18 protein-coding genes are annotated in these 18,225 nt (G+C 37.7%); 8 read left to right on the plus strand and 10 right to left on the minus strand.

The window, feature by feature from the left end; genetic code table 11:
• Positions 1-21 precede the first annotated feature (21 nt).
• Positions 22-366, minus strand: coding sequence for a DUF4870 domain-containing protein (locus tag ACH3O9_RS17760; RefSeq protein WP_416442677.1), 345 nt, complete (start codon positions 364-366; stop codon positions 22-24).
• A gap of 209 nt (positions 367-575) precedes the next feature.
• Here ACH3O9_RS17760 and ACH3O9_RS17765 point away from each other — a divergent pair, with 209 nt between their 5' ends.
• A complete protein-coding gene (locus ACH3O9_RS17765) occupies positions 576-1,835 on the plus strand; it encodes a hypothetical protein (protein ID WP_416442679.1) in 1,260 nt (419 codons plus the stop codon).
• A 42-nt stretch (positions 1,836-1,877) separates the two neighbouring features.
• On the opposite strand, the gene ACH3O9_RS17770 is transcribed toward ACH3O9_RS17765, so the two are convergent.
• The 4 genes from ACH3O9_RS17770 to ACH3O9_RS17785 are packed head-to-tail and all read right to left on the minus strand — an operon-like array spanning position 1,878 to position 7,398.
• Entirely contained in the window at positions 1,878-3,359 is a 1,482-nt protein-coding gene (locus tag ACH3O9_RS17770; RefSeq protein ID WP_416442681.1) for a lipopolysaccharide biosynthesis protein, read from the minus strand.
• The gene (locus ACH3O9_RS17775; RefSeq protein ID WP_416442683.1) at positions 3,352-4,650 is read right to left on the minus strand and encodes a glycosyltransferase family 4 protein; all 1,299 of its coding nucleotides are present in this window, start codon (positions 4,648-4,650) and stop codon (positions 3,352-3,354) included. The genes ACH3O9_RS17770 and ACH3O9_RS17775 overlap by 8 nt, the downstream gene beginning before the upstream one ends.
• A gap of 8 nt (positions 4,651-4,658) precedes the next feature.
• Entirely contained in the window at positions 4,659-7,106 is a 2,448-nt protein-coding gene (locus tag ACH3O9_RS17780) for a YfhO family protein (RefSeq protein ID WP_416442684.1), read from the minus strand.
• A 28-nt stretch (positions 7,107-7,134) separates the two neighbouring features.
• Complete coding sequence (locus tag ACH3O9_RS17785) at positions 7,135-7,398, minus strand: DUF4834 family protein (RefSeq protein ID WP_416442686.1); 264 nt, start codon at positions 7,396-7,398, stop codon at positions 7,135-7,137.
• A 190-nt stretch (positions 7,399-7,588) separates the two neighbouring features.
• Here ACH3O9_RS17785 and ACH3O9_RS17790 point away from each other — a divergent pair, with 190 nt between their 5' ends.
• A complete protein-coding gene (locus ACH3O9_RS17790; protein WP_416442688.1) occupies positions 7,589-8,488 on the plus strand; it encodes a transporter in 900 nt (299 codons plus the stop codon).
• Positions 8,489-8,560: 72 nt separating this feature from the next.
• Complete coding sequence (locus ACH3O9_RS17795) at positions 8,561-9,679, plus strand: GNAT family N-acetyltransferase (protein ID WP_416442690.1); 1,119 nt, start codon at positions 8,561-8,563, stop codon at positions 9,677-9,679.
• Between the two features lie 80 nt (positions 9,680-9,759).
• On the opposite strand, the gene ACH3O9_RS17800 is transcribed toward ACH3O9_RS17795, so the two are convergent.
• The gene (locus ACH3O9_RS17800; protein ID WP_416442692.1) at positions 9,760-10,443 is read right to left on the minus strand and encodes an SIMPL domain-containing protein; all 684 of its coding nucleotides are present in this window, start codon (positions 10,441-10,443) and stop codon (positions 9,760-9,762) included.
• Positions 10,444-10,616: 173 nt separating this feature from the next.
• Complete coding sequence (locus tag ACH3O9_RS17805) at positions 10,617-11,267, minus strand: rhomboid family intramembrane serine protease (protein ID WP_416442694.1); 651 nt, start codon at positions 11,265-11,267, stop codon at positions 10,617-10,619.
• 54 nt (positions 11,268-11,321) lie between these two features.
• On the opposite strand from ACH3O9_RS17805, the gene ACH3O9_RS17810 reads away from it, so the two are divergent.
• Positions 11,322-12,194: a lysophospholipid acyltransferase family protein gene (locus tag ACH3O9_RS17810; RefSeq protein ID WP_416442696.1), complete on the plus strand. Its 873-nt coding sequence runs from the start codon at positions 11,322-11,324 to the stop codon at positions 12,192-12,194.
• Positions 12,195-12,242: 48 nt separating this feature from the next.
• Here the strand turns inward: ACH3O9_RS17810 and glmM are convergent, their stop codons facing one another.
• Complete coding sequence (glmM, locus tag ACH3O9_RS17815) at positions 12,243-13,631, minus strand: phosphoglucosamine mutase (RefSeq protein ID WP_416442698.1); 1,389 nt, start codon at positions 13,629-13,631, stop codon at positions 12,243-12,245.
• A gap of 93 nt (positions 13,632-13,724) precedes the next feature.
• On the opposite strand from glmM, the gene ACH3O9_RS17820 reads away from it, so the two are divergent.
• From ACH3O9_RS17820 to ggt, 4 genes are all read left to right on the plus strand, one after another.
• The gene (locus ACH3O9_RS17820; RefSeq protein WP_416442700.1) at positions 13,725-14,324 is read left to right on the plus strand and encodes an ACP phosphodiesterase; all 600 of its coding nucleotides are present in this window, start codon (positions 13,725-13,727) and stop codon (positions 14,322-14,324) included.
• An 87-nt stretch (positions 14,325-14,411) separates the two neighbouring features.
• Positions 14,412-14,633, plus strand: a complete 222-nt coding sequence (locus tag ACH3O9_RS17825) for a hypothetical protein (RefSeq protein ID WP_416442702.1) — start codon at positions 14,412-14,414, stop codon at positions 14,631-14,633.
• Positions 14,630-14,803 carry a type II toxin-antitoxin system RelE/ParE family toxin gene (locus ACH3O9_RS17830; protein ID WP_416442704.1) on the plus strand — a complete coding sequence of 58 codons (174 nt, stop codon included), beginning with the start codon at positions 14,630-14,632 and terminating at the stop codon, positions 14,801-14,803. The genes ACH3O9_RS17825 and ACH3O9_RS17830 overlap by 4 nt, the downstream gene beginning before the upstream one ends.
• A 262-nt stretch (positions 14,804-15,065) precedes the next feature.
• On the plus strand, positions 15,066-16,775 hold the full coding sequence (gene ggt / locus ACH3O9_RS17835; protein ID WP_416442706.1) for a gamma-glutamyltransferase: 1,710 nt from the start codon (positions 15,066-15,068) through the stop codon (positions 16,773-16,775).
• Positions 16,776-16,869: 94 nt separating this feature from the next.
• On the opposite strand, the gene ACH3O9_RS17840 is transcribed toward ggt, so the two are convergent.
• Together ACH3O9_RS17840 and ACH3O9_RS17845 are read right to left on the minus strand one after the other, a co-directional pair.
• A complete protein-coding gene (locus tag ACH3O9_RS17840; protein ID WP_416442708.1) occupies positions 16,870-17,643 on the minus strand; it encodes a hypothetical protein in 774 nt (257 codons plus the stop codon).
• Positions 17,644-17,729: 86 nt separating this feature from the next.
• Positions 17,730-18,098, minus strand: a complete 369-nt coding sequence (locus ACH3O9_RS17845; RefSeq protein WP_416442710.1) for a hypothetical protein — start codon at positions 18,096-18,098, stop codon at positions 17,730-17,732.
• Positions 18,099-18,225 lie beyond the last annotated feature (127 nt).

Genomic DNA, 18,225 nt, shown 5'->3' on the forward strand with positions numbered 1-18,225 from the left:
ATAAACTAAATTCTAACCTTTCTATTTTATAAATCTAATATTTAAAGGATAATGAGGTTCTTCTCCATTAGACGCTTTGATCGCATTTATCACAGGAAAAACTACAGCTGCAATACCTATTATGATAAAACCTATTATTCCTAAACCAAAAAGTAAGATCAGCGGTATACAAATTATACTGTATACAAACATACTTAGCTGAAAATTAAGAATCGCTTTGCCATGAACGTCCATTGCATAAACCTTGTCTCTTTGTGTTAACCACAGCAAAAGAGGAACTATAAAGCCACCTATAACTGTAATAAGATCGAGCAACTGGCTTATATGAGCTACTGCTAATAAAGATCTGTCTTCTCGTAATACCATTTTTTGATTGATTATGATTGATAATTACCTATTTGACACCGATTTTTAAGATTTGTTACAATCACTCGAGTAAATCATTAATTATCAGCTGGATGTTCTATACTTAATACAGAAAAAGGAAGCTTTTTTTACTTTGGCATACTCATTGATTTAAACATAACGTACCCATCAAGAAAATCTAAATGAGTACAAATTTAAAATCCAAAATCATGAAAAATCTTATTTACTTATTTCTTGCCTTAGTTACTGGCATAGCCCCCATGGAAGCTTCAGAAATGGATGGATTAACAAACAGACCTTACCGCTATGACGGTACAAAATATATTTTTATAGAACGTGGTATCGAGTTTTCTGTATATCCAGATGGTGAATTTGATTTTCTTTTGCCTCAGGTGGTAAGCGGGGTAAACGTAAATGTAAATACCGGTCCCGTAAATATTAGTTTTAACTCAGGTTATGATTATGACCCATATGTGCAGTATGATGAATATGGGGCTGTTATTCAAATAGAAGATGTGCCTATTTATTATGATAACTGGGGGCGCATTATACAAGCAGGAGATGTTTACATCAACTATAACAGTAATCGTATAGTAAGCGTGGGCGGACTAAATATTTATTATAATGGCGGAATTTTTTCACATGTTTCAGGATATATAAATCCCTATAACAGATATTACACCTACAGACCTTATCACGATTATTTCTACAGACCATATTTTGACAGATGTCTTGTATATACAACTCCATACAGAAGATTTTACAGACCTGTGAGATATAGTTATGTATATCATAGAAATCATTATCAATTAGGCTATAAAAATGGTTATGCAAATGCTTATCGTCAATTCAATAAACCAGACGGAAGAGTAGCACATAACGATATAAGACGAGGTGATTATGATACAGCGAGAAGTAACGCTCGCAGACAACAATCTAATACGTTGGCACGTTCAAATAACAATGAGGGTGGTATAAGCAGAAGAGAAAACGCTGCTACTACAGCTAGAACTACAAGGTCACAACCTAATAGTGCTACAAGCAGAAGACAATATGAAACTACGCGCAATAATGCTCAAAGAACTGTAAATCAAGATGCAGCAGCGGCTTCAAGAAGATCTGCAACTGTAACCAGAAGTAGTACATCAAGAGCAAACACTAGCACAAATCGCTCTACTGTAAGCAGAAGCAGTGATAGAACAAACAGAGCAGCGACCGCTACGCAACAACGCACTCAAACACAAAGAGCCACGCGCACAAGCTCACCTAATACAAATAGAGCAAGTGCAACAAGAACACAAAGAACTGTTGCTCCTGCGACTAACAGAAGTAGCCAAAGAACTGTAACCCCCAGCGCGAGAAAAAGCAGTAGCCCTGCAAGAAGCAGCAGAGCAACTCAAAGCAACAACAGAACTCAGCGATCTGGAAATAGCAATGGTTCCAGAGGTTCTAGAGGTAACAATATTTAAGATGATTTTTTTGGTTGGTTAGTTGGGAAATCCCGTCACGATTTAATTCGAGCGGGATTTTCTTATTTTCAGAACCTGATCAATTGTACTGTTGATCTCTTCAGAAATATTGATTTTATAAACAATCAGAATATAAAGAAGTCCTATTAATACAGATTTTGCCGCTATTGCAAAAAGTGGACTAAAAGGCATTTCCCAGAAATAAAAAATCGCCAAGAAAAGGGCCAAAATCAGCCCTACAACAGCCGATTTTTTTGTGAAAGGCTGCATTTTAAATTTAGATTTTACAACTACAATTTTAGCCAGACAATATCCTACCGAAGCTATAAAAGTAGCAATTGCGGCACCGTTAATTCCCAGTAATGGGATAAAGATTGTGTTGAGCACAATTGCGATAACCACAAGTACAACTCCCAATATTAGAACCAGCCTGTAATAATCGCTATTGTATAAAATCGCATTATTATTGCCCATCAAATTGTCTAGCAATTTTGCCATCGAGATCAAAATAACGACTTCTAAACCTGTGCTGTAGGCGGGATCAATAAGCAAGTACAACTGTTTTATATTGCAAATAATGAGAATAAATATGAGTCCGGCGATAATAAAAAGCGTTAACGAACTCTTTTTATAAAGTTTCCTCAATTCATCAAACTTGCGCAGATTAAGATATTCTGCCGTGAGCGGGTATGTGATCTGGTGCATCGCACGTGCGGGAACAGCAATCACCGCAGCAATATATATCGCTACCGAATAATACGCCACATTCTCAATAGGCACCATCTTCCCTATCATAAACATATCGATCTCAAGAATCATCACCGCAATAGAACCTGCAACAATTATAAGTGCACTATATTTAATGATTGGTATTACTTTTTTGGGCAAACCAAATACAAAAACAGGTTTACGAAGTTTAAAAGCGTAGACCATCATAATAAGCATCCGCAACAGGTAAATTCCGCCTAAAGCGAAAATAAACTGCGCAGTGTCCAATAGTTTAAAAGAGAACAAAATAAGTAAAACCATGACACCTAACCGGTGAAATACTTCATTCATAAAATTCCCCAAAACACTTTTTAGCTGAACCTTAGACCACGCATAAAAAATCTCAAAATACGCCATTGCAAAAGCAATAATAAAGATCAAAAATGCATACGGTCGTACAATATCATTCTCTGAAGCCAGAAAATCAAGAAGGTGATCATAGAGAAATACACTCAATAACCCGCCGGGAATAATAACCGCGAGCGGCATAAACATCATAAGCGTGAGAAACTCGTCCTGCTCTCTGCCCTTATAACCTGAGTAAAATTTAACCAAAGTATTGTGAACGCCAAAAGCCATAATAGGCATTGCGATAGTCGCCGCGCTCAACATAAAACCCACAAGACCATAGTATTCTTTACTAAAAAAATTTACGTAAAGAACAAGCGTATTGATCGCACCTATACCAAAACCCAGATATGTTGTAAGAAGATTTTTAAAACTCTGTTGCGCAACAACTCCCATATTTTTAAACATTAGAAGCGGTTACTTTAGAGATAAGCTGAGCTAGTTTTTCAGTTAGGTTTTTTCTTGAATATTGATCAATACCAGTGGATTTTACTGCAAGATCGCTGGCTAAAAATCGGTTATATTCATGCAAAAAATGGCTTTTTAGCATCGATTTTTGGCTATAATCAAAACACTTTCCGCTTTGGGTAGTTGCTATAATACTGAAAAAATTGGCATTTTGAGGACCAATACCTACAATAGGTCTGCGCGCAGCCAGATATTCAAAAACCTTACCCGGGATAATCGCTTTTACATCTTTAGCATTGCTTTCAATTAAAAGTAAGATCTGGCTTTTGCGCTGCAGCTGTATGGCCTCATCATGTGTGACGTAGCCTAACAATTCAACATTTTCTTCCAGGCCATGAGCTTTAATACTTTCCAAGACACTGGTGCTTACTTTGCCTGCAAATTTTAATTTCAGGTTAGCGCCGAAACCATCAATTTCAGCTTTCATTTCTTGCAAAACCTCCCATAAAAATTGAGGATTGCGTTCTGCTAACAAAGAACCTATATGCGCTAAGCTAAATGAATCATCAACCTCAACCTGAAAATCAAGGTCAATATCAAAACCATTTGTAATACAACTAATTGGCGTTTGGGTTAATGTTTCAAATTCGTTTTGAGTTCCCGGGCTGGTAACCAGAATATGATCGGCGCCATCGAGAACCTCTTGCTCCATTTTCTTATGCTTTTTGCTTGAACTTTCAATCAACCTCAACTTGTTATGATAGTGAATGGTCGTCCAGGGATCACGGAAATCTGCGATCCATTTTGTATTTAATTTAGCTTTAAGCGAAAGACCAATTAAATGCAAGCTATGTGGCGGCCCCGTGGTTATGATTGCATCTACAGGATTCTCTTTTAAGTAATTTTCTAAAAACCGAACCGATGGTCGTACCCAAAATTTACGCGCATCTGGCACAAAGAGATTACCGCGTATAAAAAGTAGAATTTTCTGAATAAAAGACTGTTTTTTTTCATCAGAAATTATCCCTGAGCTAATTGTATCTGTATCTTTTTTTGAGAACAAACCAGCAAGGCCATAGGGTTCTTTAATGGGTCTTTTAATTATGGTAATTCCCTCAGGTATTTCCTGCTCCAGACTTTTGTCTATAATAGGATAATGCGGATTTTGAGGAACGTAAACTACCGGCTCAATATTAAAATCACGCAGATATTTTACAAATTTTAACCAGCGCTGTACACCCGGCCCACCCGCAGGCGGCCAGTAATAGCAAATGATCAAAACTTTTTTCATAGGTGATATTACCCGTTTGTTGTTGCCTCTTCATCCTGTTTTGAACGATATGCAAAGAAAAGTCCGCCAAGAATAACGAGTACCAGAATAATATTGCTGGCCAGGCTTATTTTGCTTCCGGTCTTTACGATCTGCGGCTCAAACTTAAATGTGATCGCATGCTCTCCTTGCGGGACTACCATGGCGCGTAGCAAATAATCTGCTCTAAAGTAAGTAGCAGGTTTTCCATCTATATATGCATTCCAGCCATCAGGATAATAAACCTCGCTAAAAACAGCCAGTTTTTGGCTATTTGCAACCGATTTATACTCTAAATGATTAGGTTGATGACTTATCAATTTAATGCTTGAAGTACTATCTGCCGGGAAAATAGTAGATGGCAGATCACCTTTAAATTCCTGATGAACGATCGCCGTTTGCTTTGTATTTAGACTATCAAGACTTAATAACTCTGTATCTGCATTAGGAACCACTTTTACGTTTTGTACAAACCACGCATTGCCATTTGCGTAAGGATTGCGCTGTACAAATTCGCCATCTTTATTTTGCTTGATCACATATTTTACATTGAGCAAATTAAGCGGTTCTATCTTTCCCTGATAGATATAAAAATCTGCTACATCCTGTAAACGTGCAGGTTTTGCACCATGATAACCGCCTATAGAATTATGAAAATAACTGGTACGCGCGCCATTAAGGCCAATGCTTTCTTCAAAAACACGGTATCGGGTTGTGTCTTTTAAAATTTCCTGATCTGCAGGTGTTGCCTGAAAAGGTTGCTCTACCATACGCGCAGCTACAAAATTATCTGTATTCACGTATCTGCGGTCAACCTGTACCAGATCAAAAACAATTAGAACAGCAAGAACTAAAATAACCTGAGTTTCTGAAATTTTCTTTTTCGTAAAAAACCACAAACTACCGGCAGCGATTACAACAAGCACAAGCGTTTTAATTGTGTCTTTTACATAAAGCGCTTCACGGTCTTCTTTTACCGCATTTATGAAATCAAGCCCAAAATTTTGCACAAAATATGCATCATTAGACCCGGTAAATTGAAACAAAGCACCTTTAAAAAGAAGCAAGATTAAAGCTAAACCGCCAGTGATAATTGTAGTCCATTTTAACGCATTAAATTTTTCTGTCGCAGGTTGATCAGACTGAAGCATTTTAACCAACCCGGCTATTCCCAAAGCAGGAATACAAAGTTCTGCAATCACCTGTATAGAAGTAACAGCTCTAAATTTATTGTAAAGGGGAAAGTAATCTATCCACAAATCTGTAAACCATTCCAGATTACTGCCATAGCTTAATAATAATGATAAAACTGTACCCGCGACAAGCCACCATTTTAAACGTCCTTTTACAAGAAAAAGAGCCAGAACGAATAAAAATATAACTACAGCCCCAATATAAGCCGGCCCTGAAACTCCGGGTTGATTACCCCAATAATATAACGGAAACTGTCCGAAAATTTGCTCTATCTGCGCCGGTGGCACCTGTTGCTGTCTTAAGAATTGGGCAAAAGCACTGTCTTTATTATATGGTTCAGAATTAGAACCGCCAAAAAGCCCGGCAACAAAAAGGTCTAAGGTTTCAGTTATTCCATAACTGTATTGGTTTATATATGCTTTCTCCAGGCCTGCTTCGCGTACTTTAGGAGTTCCGTCAGGATTGATCGTGAGTTCACTTTTACCACGCGTACTAAAGCTGCCGTATTCATTAGTTGCCATAAGGCTAGCTGCGTTTGTACCTACAGCGAGTATTACTGCAACAACGAGTATACCTATACTTTTGAAATATGGCACGAGTTCCTTTCGCTTAAAAGCGAAAATGAAATAAACAATACCCAATACCAGAACCAGCAGCATTAAGTAATAGGTCATCTGTACGTGGTTTGCCACTATCTCGAGAGCCATAGCAACTGCCGTAATTATGAAACCCAGAATGTATTTACGCCTAAATGTGAGAATAATTCCACTTAAAACAAGCGGCATATAAGCAATCGCATGTGCTTTAGCGTTATGCCCCACTCCCAGTATCACAATGAGATATGTAGAAAAGCCAAAAGCCAAAGCTCCCAGGCCCGCATAGCGCCAGTCTAACTTTAGTGATATTAGTAATATGTAAAAGCCAATAAAGTATAAAAAGAGATAATCTGCCGGGCGTGGCAGAAAACGTATGGTTAAATCGAGCTTTTTGATCCAGTTGTGGGGATATTTTGCACCTAATTGATATGTTGGCATTCCGCCAAAAGCAGCATCTGTCCAGTAAGGTTCTTCACCGGTTCTGTCTCTATAATCCTGTTGCTCTTTAGACATACCGCGATATTGCGCGATATCACTTTGATACATCTCTTTACCTTGAAGAACCGGGCTAAAGTATGCCAGGGAAATAATAATAAAAGCTACCACCGCCATTAAATGCGGCAATAATTTTTTAAACGAAAAAGTCATACTTAGTATCTAAAACTGAAGGCGAAAATTAGTCAATTTCTTCGTAATCGATATATTCACCTACCTTTTTATTTGACTGCTCGTGCCTGTTAGGGACCTTGTGAATTGTAGTTTGTCCTTCAGGTTCGGTTTGGGTTCTCGTATTAGTTGAAAAATCCTGAGCCATTTTTTGAAAACGCTCTCCCGCCTTTTTTGCCAGAAACCTCATAACATAAGGCGCAGCAAATCTAAAGATAATGCGTATTCCAAATATGACGAGAAGGATTATTAATATGGTTCTTAAAAATTCCATGATTAGGGTATTTATAGCACAAAATTAACCAATATGCCTGCTTACAGCATTAAAAAAGCAATAAATTAAAGCACTGCGCCGTTGGCAGCTTAACAACTAACTTCAGTTAGGCTATGTTTTTTTTTTACAGTATGTTTGTCGCATTGCCTTATACTGAATATAATTCTTATACGTGTTAACTATACAATATATGTACCGTAACCACATTTTGCCCCTATTTATTGTTCTGTTTGCTGGCTTTTATACCGCTAATGCACAATATACAGAGACGATTAACTCAAACAGACCAGGACAATCACAAGGAGCTTTTTCAGTAGGCACAGGTGTCATTCAGGCAGAAGCCGGTCTTTTTTTAGGTAATGAGTCTCATGATCTTTTATATACAGAAACTAAAAACTGGGGGACAGATTTTGCCCTGCGTTATGGTTTTTTAATCGAGCAGTTAGAAATTAATGTAGATGGTACTTATCTTTCTGCAGACATTCATCCTACTGCGGGAAATGTAGATGATTATCACCGCAGCGGTTTCCCCAGATTAAATGCTGGTGTAAAATATCTTATTTACGACCCCTACAAGAATGCCAAAGAAGAAATAAATCTGTATAGCTATCGCGCTAACCACGGTTTTAAATGGAAAACATTAATCCCCGCGGTTTCGGTTTATGCGGGCGCCTCATATATTTATAAAGACAATCCTTTTGTACCTGCTTCACAAGAAGGTTTTAGTCCGCGAGTGGCGGCTATAACACAAAACAACTGGGGACCTTTTGTATGGGTAAACAATTTTATAGGTGACCAGATTGGGACAGATTATCCTACATATGGCTGGATAACTACAATGACACATTCATTTAATCCCAGAATAGCAGCTTTTGTAGAATTTCAAATACTTAAGAGCGATTTATATTCAGATGATATCTTTAGATTTGGTGGCGCATATTTACTTACAAAAAATTTGCAGGTAGATTTAAATGCATTGGTAAATTTTAAAGATACGCCATCGAGATTTCAGGCAGGCTTTGGTCTCTCTTATCGCATAGATATGCATAACCATGATGAGATCTTACCAGATGAAAATGGCATTAAATAATTTTAAAAATTTCGGGGCAAACCCGGTAAAATAAACCCTGAGTAAGGGAGTAAAAGCAAGTGTTATAGGTTTATGATTACGATTAAAGAATTGAAAACGAAGCAGGAACTTACAGATTTTGTAAAGTTTCCTTTTTCACTATATAAGAATGAAAAGAACTGGGTGCCGTCTTTAATCAATGACGAACTAGAAAGCATGGATGCAGATAAGAATCCTGTTTTTAAGAATGCCAGCGCCTGGTATTTTATGGCATATCGTAAGGGGAAGCCTGTAGGGCGTATCGCCGCAATCGTTAATCAACTTGAGATAAAAGACCAGAACAAGCCTAAAATGCGTTTTGGCTGGTTTGATGTAATAGACGATGTAGAAGTTACAAAAGCGCTTATCGCGAAAGTTGAAGAAATAGGTCGCAACCACCAACTGGAATGGATAGAAGGTCCTGTAGGTTTTTCTAATATGGAAAAAGCAGGGATTTTAATTGAAGGTTTTGATTACCTCAACACCATGATCACGTGGTATAATTTCCCGTATTACAAAGATCACTTTGAAGAATTAGGTTTTGATAAAGCTGCAGAATGGGTAGAATTTAAGATCAAGATACCCAAAGAATCGCCTGAGAAAGTAGCAAAATTTGCCCGTATCGTTGTAGAAAGATACAAGCTTAATGTAATTCACTTTACTAAGAGCAAAGAGATCATGCCCTATGTAGATGATATGTTTGGGCTGCTTAATAAAACCTATAATACACTGAGTACATTTGTGCCTATACAGCAGTACCAGATAGATCATTATAAAGAAAAGTACATCAAGTACATTAACCCGCACTATATTAAATGTATTGCAGATAGTGATGGCAAATTGATCGCTTTTGCCATAACAATGCCATCTTTTAGTAAAGCGCTTAAAAAGGCAAACGGTAAACTGTTCCCTTTTGGGATTTTCCACTTGCTGCGCGCACGTAAAAAGAACAACACAGCAGCTTTTTATCTAATTGGTATAGATCCTGAATATCAGGGTAAAGGTGTAACGGCTGTTATCTTTCACCAGATGCAGGAACTGTTTAATAAGAACGGAATTACTGACGTAGAAACAAACCCAGAATTAGAAGAAAACAAAGCTATACAACAGCTGTGGAAGAACTACGAGCACTCCCTGCACAAACGCCGCAGAACTTACAAAAGAGATCTTTAGTTAAACAAAAAAACCTCGCAGGATCTCCTGTGAGGTTTAATATATCGAAATAAAAATGGCTCTGGAGCGAGTAAAATCGGTTATTTTAGCTCAAAAACCACGTTTATTTTAGCAGAAATCGTGATCTCACCGGGAGCGATAGTTTCCTGAGAAGCGTCTGCCCTTTCACTCATCGCCATCATTTTGTATTGAGGCTGTGGTAGAGGCATCGCACTGCCACTTTCTGCAATACTAATCGCATTACCTATAGACTGACCCAAAACAGCGGTGTACTCTTCAGCTTTCATTTTTGCATTGGTTATTGCCAGTTTTCTGGCTTTAGAACGGTACTCTTCAATGTTTGAAGAAGAAAATTCTACTCCGTCAATATTGTTGATACCAGATTCTATAAGACCTTCCATGATCTTTTCATAATTTTTCAGGTCTTCAATTTTAATAGAAATTGACTGATTTGCCTGATAATTATAAGTTTTGGTTTGGTAATCGTAATTCTTATTCAGATTTACATATTCGGTTTTTACATTATTTTGAGCGATATCCATCTTCCTGATGAACTTTAGAACGGCATCAACAGATTTATCGTTTTCATCCTTAACTTTTGCCGCCTCTTTACCTGTAGTTTCTACACGCACTCTTACAGTTACCTCGTCTGGCACGACCGTAACTTTACCTTCTCCCTGTACGCTTACAACGGGTTGCATCTGCTGCTGCGCAAAAGCATGCATGCCCAGAACCATAATAACTGCAATAAAAACCTTTTTCATAATGTGAATTTTAATATTAGACAATGTGTAAGACAATTCTTATGCCAAATAAATTTTGAAACTGTGGAGCTGGGTGTCTGCTAATGGTAATGATTTCGCTTTAAGCGAAATAAATCTCTACTATTTTTATTGCAGCTCTTAGATTCGGAGTTACTTCGAAAAAAATGAGTAGATTAAATTTTTCCGGTTTTACTCAAAATGAATAAAACGATAATGGGTATTGCCAATAAACCTACCATGAGCAGATTTGTCTGAAAAAGAACCGGTGCCATTGCAAGCGTGATGACATAACCGCCCACAGCCCCGCCAAAATGTGCATCATGACCTATATTGTCATTGCGTGAACGCATACCGTAAATGGAATATAATAAGTAACCTATACCAAAAATATATGCAGGTATAGGCACGGGAATGAAGAACATATAAAGACTCATACCCGGCTCAAGTAAAATAGCAGAATACAAGATCCCGGAAACTGCACCACTCGCTCCTACGGCGGTATAATGATACTCATCCTTATGAAAGTAGTAAGACAATAAATTACCCAAAATCAAACTACCCAGATAGATTATCACAAAACTCAAACTGCCTAAATAACCCACTACGATAGATGAGAAAAAATAGAGCGTAAGCATGTTAAATAGCAAATGCGAAGTGCTTACATGTAAAAATCCTGAACTAATAACACGTATCTGCTCCCCTCTTCTTACTGCGCCAGTATTAAACTTGTATTTCTCAAAAAAGGAATAGTCGTTAAATCCTTTCATTGAGAACAATACGTTTGCTGCGATAATGATGATGGTGACCAGGTCTAAATTGCCCATAAAAGCTAAAGTTTGGCCTCAAATATACCTATATTTACCCAAAATACTCAGTTGATGCAGTGGCTTATATTCTGGCTTGTTTATCCCATTCTCTGGTTAATTTCTAAACTTCCTTTCTGGCTTTTTTATAAAGTATCAGATGTGGTGTGTTTTATTGTTTACCGCATAGTTGGTTATAGAAAAAAAACGGTGCGATACAATCTCGACCTTGCTTTCCCAGAGCTTTCTAAAGCTGAAAAACATCGTATAGAAAAGCGGTTTTACAGCCACATGTGCGATATGTTTCTGGAGATGATCAAATCTATTTCTATCTCTAAAGAAGAACTTAAGCGCAGATTTGTTTTTACAAATCTCGAGATCATGAATAAATTTGAAGAAGAGAACCGCAGTCTTTTTTTAATCATGGGTCATTATGCTAGTTATGAATGGCTGTCGTCTTTGCAATTTCAGTTTCATTACACGGGTTATGGTATTTACAAAAAAATAAAGAACCCGTATTTTGATAAGTTGGTGCGGGATATACGAGGTCGTTTTAATTCTAAGCTTTTAACGAATAAAGAATCTGTTATACAGATTACAAAACACATTCATGAAAATGTACTTTCTACATATGCCTTTATAGCAGACCAGTCTCCTAAGGCTGTCAACATACACCATGTTACGCCGTTTTTTGGGCATAAAGTCCCGTTTTTTACCGGTGTAGAGCGACTTTCTAAAAAGCTGGATGTTCCGGTTCTACACTTAGATGTGCGCAAAAAAAAGCGCGGATTTTATGAAGCTACTTTTAAAGTACTTACAGATGATCCTCGCTCAATCCCGGATTACGGAATTACAGATGCTTTTGTAAAAAACCTGGAAGAACAAATAAAAAGTGCGCCCGAGTATTACCTCTGGACGCACAAGCGTTTTAAACATATTTGTGATTAGTATCGCCCTAAGCCATTAAACCTTAAGTTAAAAGTGGTTTTTTTCGCTTTAAGCGGAAGCCAATACATTAATTTCTTTAATCATATTATCTGCCACAGTATCTGCTTCTTCCTGCGTAGGTGCTTCTGTATAAATACGTATTATAGGTTCTGTATTTGATTTTCTAAGATGAATCCAATGGTGTTCAAAATCAATTTTTACACCATCTACAGTACTCACTTCTTCGTTGCTATATTTTTTAGCCACAGTTTCCAGAATTTGATCAACATCAAGTTCAGGTGTAAGTTCGATCTTCTTCTTGCTCATAAAATAAGAAGGGTAAGATGTTCTAAGTTGCGTAACTGAAATCTTTTGTTTTGCCAGGTGCGTTAGAAAAAGAGCGACTCCCACAAGGCTGTCACGACCGTAGTGCGACTCAGGGTAAATAATACCGCCATTGCCCTCACCACCTATCACTACGTTCTTTTCTTTCATCTTTGCCACAACGTTGACTTCGCCCACAGCGCTTGCAAAATATTTACCGCCATGCTTTAAAGTAACATCACGTAAAGCTCTTGATGAAGAAAGATTAGAAACGGTATTACCCGGTGTCTCACTTAAGACGTAATCTGCACAGGCAACAAGAGTGTATTCTTCTCCAAACATTTCACCCTTATCTGTAATAAAAGCCAGACGGTCTACATCAGGATCTACCACGATGCCCAGATCTGCTTTTTCTTTTACAACCAATTTACAAATATCACCCAGATGCTCTTTTAACGGCTCAGGATTATGCGGGAAATCGCCTGTGGGTTCACAATATAATTTAACCGTATGCACACCAAGTCTGTCAAGCAACATAGGTATTACCACTCCCCCACTACTATTTACGCCATCTACCACGATCTTAAAATTGGCTGCCTTAATTGCTTCTACATCTACAAGTTCCAGATCAAGCACTTCATCAATATGAATATCAAAATAAGCATCGTTCTTGTGAATCTCGCCCAGATAGTCAACTTCTGCAAATACAAAATCTTCACTTGCTGCTATTTCAAGAATTTTCTTTCCTTCTTCAGCATTTAAGAATTCGCCATCTTTATTAAGCAGTTTTAGGGCATTCCACTGTTTTGGGTTATGAGAAGCGGTAAGAATTATACCACCATCGGCATGTTCCATTGGTACAGCGATCTCAACAGTAGGCGTAGTAGAAAGGTCTAGATCTATAACATCTATACCCAGACCTATAAGTGTATTCATGACCAGTTGTTGTATCATACTTCCAGAAATGCGAGCATCTCGTCCTACCACAACGCGGTAATTCTCTTTGTCACGTTGCTGCTTGATAAACACACCGTATGCTGCTGCAAATTTCACCGCATCTAAAGGAGTAAGATTATCTGCCGTCCTGCCGCCTATCGTACCGCGTATTCCTGAAATTGATTTTATTAAAGTCATGGTTAAGATGTTTTTATTATACTAGTATTTGGAGTGCCGCAAATATACTACATCAAAATACTTTCCTTACTTTAGAATTTGTAAATTGGTTACGTGAATTATCTGGCCCACATCTATCTTTCTGGTGACAACGATTTTATTACTATAGGCAACTTTATGGCAGATGGCATAAAAGGGTCAAAATATCTTCACTACCCTATGGATATTCAAAAAGGGATCATCCTGCACCGTGCTATAGACAGTTTTACAGATGCTCATCCTGTTGTGCGCAAAAGCACAAAACGCCTGCACAAGAACTACAGTCATTATAGCGGCGTCATTGTAGATATATTATACGATCATTTTCTGGCTAAAAACTGGCAGCGCTATCACCCGCAACCGCTGGCAGATTATGTAGACGATTTTTACGCCATGCTACATGATAATTTTGAAATACTCACACCTCGTATTCAGCAAATGATACCTTACATGATCGAGCAGAACTGGCTCTTAAGCTATGCCGAAATTGATGGTATCGCCACGGTCTTACACAACATGAACATACGTACAAAAAACCGTAGCGGTATGGACAAAGCGGTTAACGATCTGGTTGCCAATTACGCCGATTTTGAGCACGAATTTACCGATTTCTTCGCAGAACTAACCGATTTTTGTAAAAACAGACTTGAGGAAATAAACCTCGAGATTCCCTAAAAAATTGTCTTTTATACGGTAGTAAAAAAATGCGGTATAAGCGATAATCCTAACTGATATTTACTAATTTTGAATAAAGGTATAATAATGAATATTCAGGCTGAAAAAATAGAACTAGCTAAAATGCTGTTGAGCACTAACAATCCTGAAATCATTCAGTCTATAAAGCGGATCTTCCAAAAAGAAGAAACAAAAGATTTTTGGGACGAACTTTCCCCAGATCAGCAAGCTGAAATAAAACTTGCGTCATTGGAACTTGAAAATGGCGAAACGACAGATTACGATACTTTTATTGCCAAACATAGATGAGCAGAAGAGTTGTTGTCTCAAAAAATGCAGAAAAAAAACTAAATAATCTATTCGATTACCTTACAGAGAATTGGTCTTTAACAGTGAAATCGAATTTTGTGAATAAGCTTGACAAAAATATTAAACTCATTCAGAAACATCCTGAAAGCTTTCCAGAGTCTGTAAAGTAAAAGGGTTTACATAAATGCGTCATAACCAAACAGACGACTTTATATTATCGTTTTGATGAAAAGCAGATTAAGATAGTGACAGTTTTTGATACTCGGCAGCACCCAAAAAAGTTGAAAAAAGACTTATAAAAGTGAAGTTTAACAGGCTTAATTTATTTACGTCACTTTGCTTAAAATCATGCAGATTTTCCTCCGCCAGTTTCTTTTGCTATCTTAGTTGTAAATCAACGCTACAGACACTTATCCTAGCCTAAACATTTATATGAATAAACTCTACTCCTACAAAACCCTCTACTTTTTATTTTTTCTATTCACTCTGGCATCCTGCAAGCAGGAGTCTAAACCTAAAGCCCCGCAGCATGGTCTTATTACAGAACATGCCATGGTAGTTTCTGCACGTGAAGAAGCCTCACAAATAGGAACCGATATCTTAAAAAAAGGAGGAAATGCTTTTGACGCGATGGTCGCTACAGAAATGGCACTTGCTGTCACTTATCCTTTTGCCGGCAATCTGGGCGGTGGTGGTTTTATGGTTTACCGGCTGGCAAATGGTGACACCGGAGCGCTTGATTACAGAGAGAAAGCGCCCATGGCCGCGACAGAAACAATGTATCTTGACGAGGCTGGCAATCCTGTTGATAGCCTGAGTCGTGAAGGTGCGCTCGCAGTGGGAATACCCGGAACGATCGCAGGGATTTTTGCCGCTCATGAGAAACTTGGTTCTATGCCTATTGACAGCATTTTACAACCGGTAATTGCGCTTGCGCGAAAAGGTTATGTGGTGACTGAAAATCAAAAAAACAGATTCAAAGAGTATAAAGAACTCTTTGACAAAGTAAACGGAAAGGATATTTTGTACTCTGGTGACTTTCGTGCAAACGACACCATTAAAAATCCCGTGCTGGCAAACACGCTGGAGCAGATCGCAAAAAATGGAAAAACCGACTTCTACGGTGGAGAAATCGGTCAAAAGCTGGTCGATTTTGTTACCGCTCATGGCGGAATTATGACACTTGAGGATCTAAAATCATATGAAGCCGTATGGCGACAACCAATCATCTTTACCTATAAAAACTTACGCATAATTAGCATGTCGCCACCATCAAGCGGTGGGATTTGCCTGGCTGAAATTATGAAAATGATAGAGCCTTATGATCTGACTGCCTTGGGTCATAACTCACAAAAAACAATACAGCTAATTACAGAAGCAGAACGTCGCGCTTATGCAGATCGCAGTTTCTTTTTAGGCGATCCTGATTTTGTAGATATCCCTGTAGACAGTTTAACTAGTGATGAATATGCAAAACGCAGAATGGCTAATTTTAGTTTTGACAGAGCAACGCCCTCAGATTCTGTAGCGCACGGTATGATTAGTGGTTATGAAAGTATGGAAACTACGCATTATTCTATTGTAGATCAATTTGGCAATTCGCTGGCTGTGACCACAACATTAAATGGTGCTTATGGTTCAAAATTATATGCAGACGAGTTGGGTTTCTTTTTGAATAATGAGATGGATGATTTTAGTGTAAAACCGGGCGAACCTAATATGTTTGGTCTTATAGGAGCCGAAGCTAATAGTATAGCTCCACAGAAACGCATGCTGAGTTCTATGACGCCAACACTGGTAGAAAAAGACGGTAAATTATGGATGAGTGTAGGCACACCGGGCGGTTCTACGATCATTACATCTGTATTACAAACAATTCTCAATGTATCTGAATTTGATATGACCATGCAGGAAGCGGTAAACGCTTCTCGTTTTCACCACCAGTGGTTACCAGACGTTGTGACCTTTGAGCCAGAAGCGTTTAGCAAAGAAATGCTTGACAGCCTTAAGCAAAAAGGATATCATACCAGACAAGAAAACTCGGTTATTCTGGGTAAAGTAGATGGCGTATTGGTCTTACCTGACGGAAGGCTTGAAGGTGGCGCAGACAGGCGTGGTGATGATACTGCTGTAGGTTTTTAAAACAATAAAACAAAGTATGATAATTTACCAAATGGTATAAAGAGATTTTTCCTTTTATAAGTAATCCGTCGTGTTACCAGTATTATTTTTAGTTTTAAAATGGATATGTGGAGTTCATAAACGGGCTTTCAAAAGTTTTCCAATCAGTTGCCGGTAATGATTTCCCGTCTGTATTCATTGGTGTAAATCTAACCTTGTATTTGCCTTTGTAATCATAGGTAAATGCCCCAGCACACATTCCGTGGCCTACATTAAGCTTACCGTTCAATTCTTGAATATAGAATACTTTTTTACCATTAGTATTTAAATAAATAACTTCTGTCTTGTACCAAATTTCAAAATTTGATTTGTTTTTTACATTAAAGATGGCATTGGCAGATGCTCCACAACCATAGAGAATAACTTCGGTCTTATCAAATTCAATATTCAGAGTAGAATTTAGAGTTTTGAGTGCTTTTTTGTCTGTAGTTTTCCAATAGACTTTTTCACTTTCTTTTGTTTCTCTATTGTACCGCCTCATTTCTCTTTCTTCGTTTTCGGTTTGGTCTGCGTATTTAAGAAAGTATTGTGTGTCTGGCTTTAATTCTGACGATGGGCAAAAAATAGCTTGGGTTAATTGCATCTGTCCTTTCAGGATTTCCTGAAGATTTAATTCAATCAATTCTCCGCTTTTACTCTCGAGATAAATTTTTCTCTCGTTGAAGCTGTTGATTGTCTTTTCGCTAAGAGCGTAACCTTGAATAATAAACATTGAATTCAAGCTAATTTCTTTTTGCTCTGGAAAGAATTCCATCCCGCTCATCGCACATTCAGCGAAACCTGATTTAATTCCGAAAAAAACGAATAAAAGAAGTATGATTTTTTTCATAATTGTTGTTTGTTCAACGTCTTCAAATATCGTTCCGACTATATTATGGCTAAAAAGAGATCACTTTAAGCAGGGAATAATTTTTTCTAACTTCTTTTGCGCAGAATAAGAATCTCATCATCAGAAAATGCCATCCATGCAAAATCATAAACCCAGTGGTAAATCTTTCCTTTTGAGTTTGTATAGAAATGTGTAAGATAATTAAAGTGAAATTTTTTCTTCTCAAGCTCAATACGTTTTATCTTTTTCTGGGCGCTGTTCTTTCCCATAAGTTCTAGTAAGATAGATCTGTTTCTATGCAAAATGACATCTATATCGCGTGTGGTCTCATCTGTAACGCGACGCAAATTAGTATGGTAAAAATTTTTACACCGCAGAGAGCAAAAGATTTTATCGCTACGCCCGTGAATCTCATTTTTACATATTTTACACTTATTTATGCTTCTAGAACTCATTTAAACAGCCATTTACATTTATTCGATTCTAACGGTTAAGATACGATTATTGCACTAAACCACTTGAGCCTTTCTTATGAATAGTTGAAATTGCAGTGATAAAAATTAGTTGCCCAAGGAATTACTT

It is taken from the genome of Leeuwenhoekiella sp. A16, from assembly GCF_047946675.1.
GTDB lineage: Bacteria > Bacteroidota > Bacteroidia > Flavobacteriales > Flavobacteriaceae > Leeuwenhoekiella.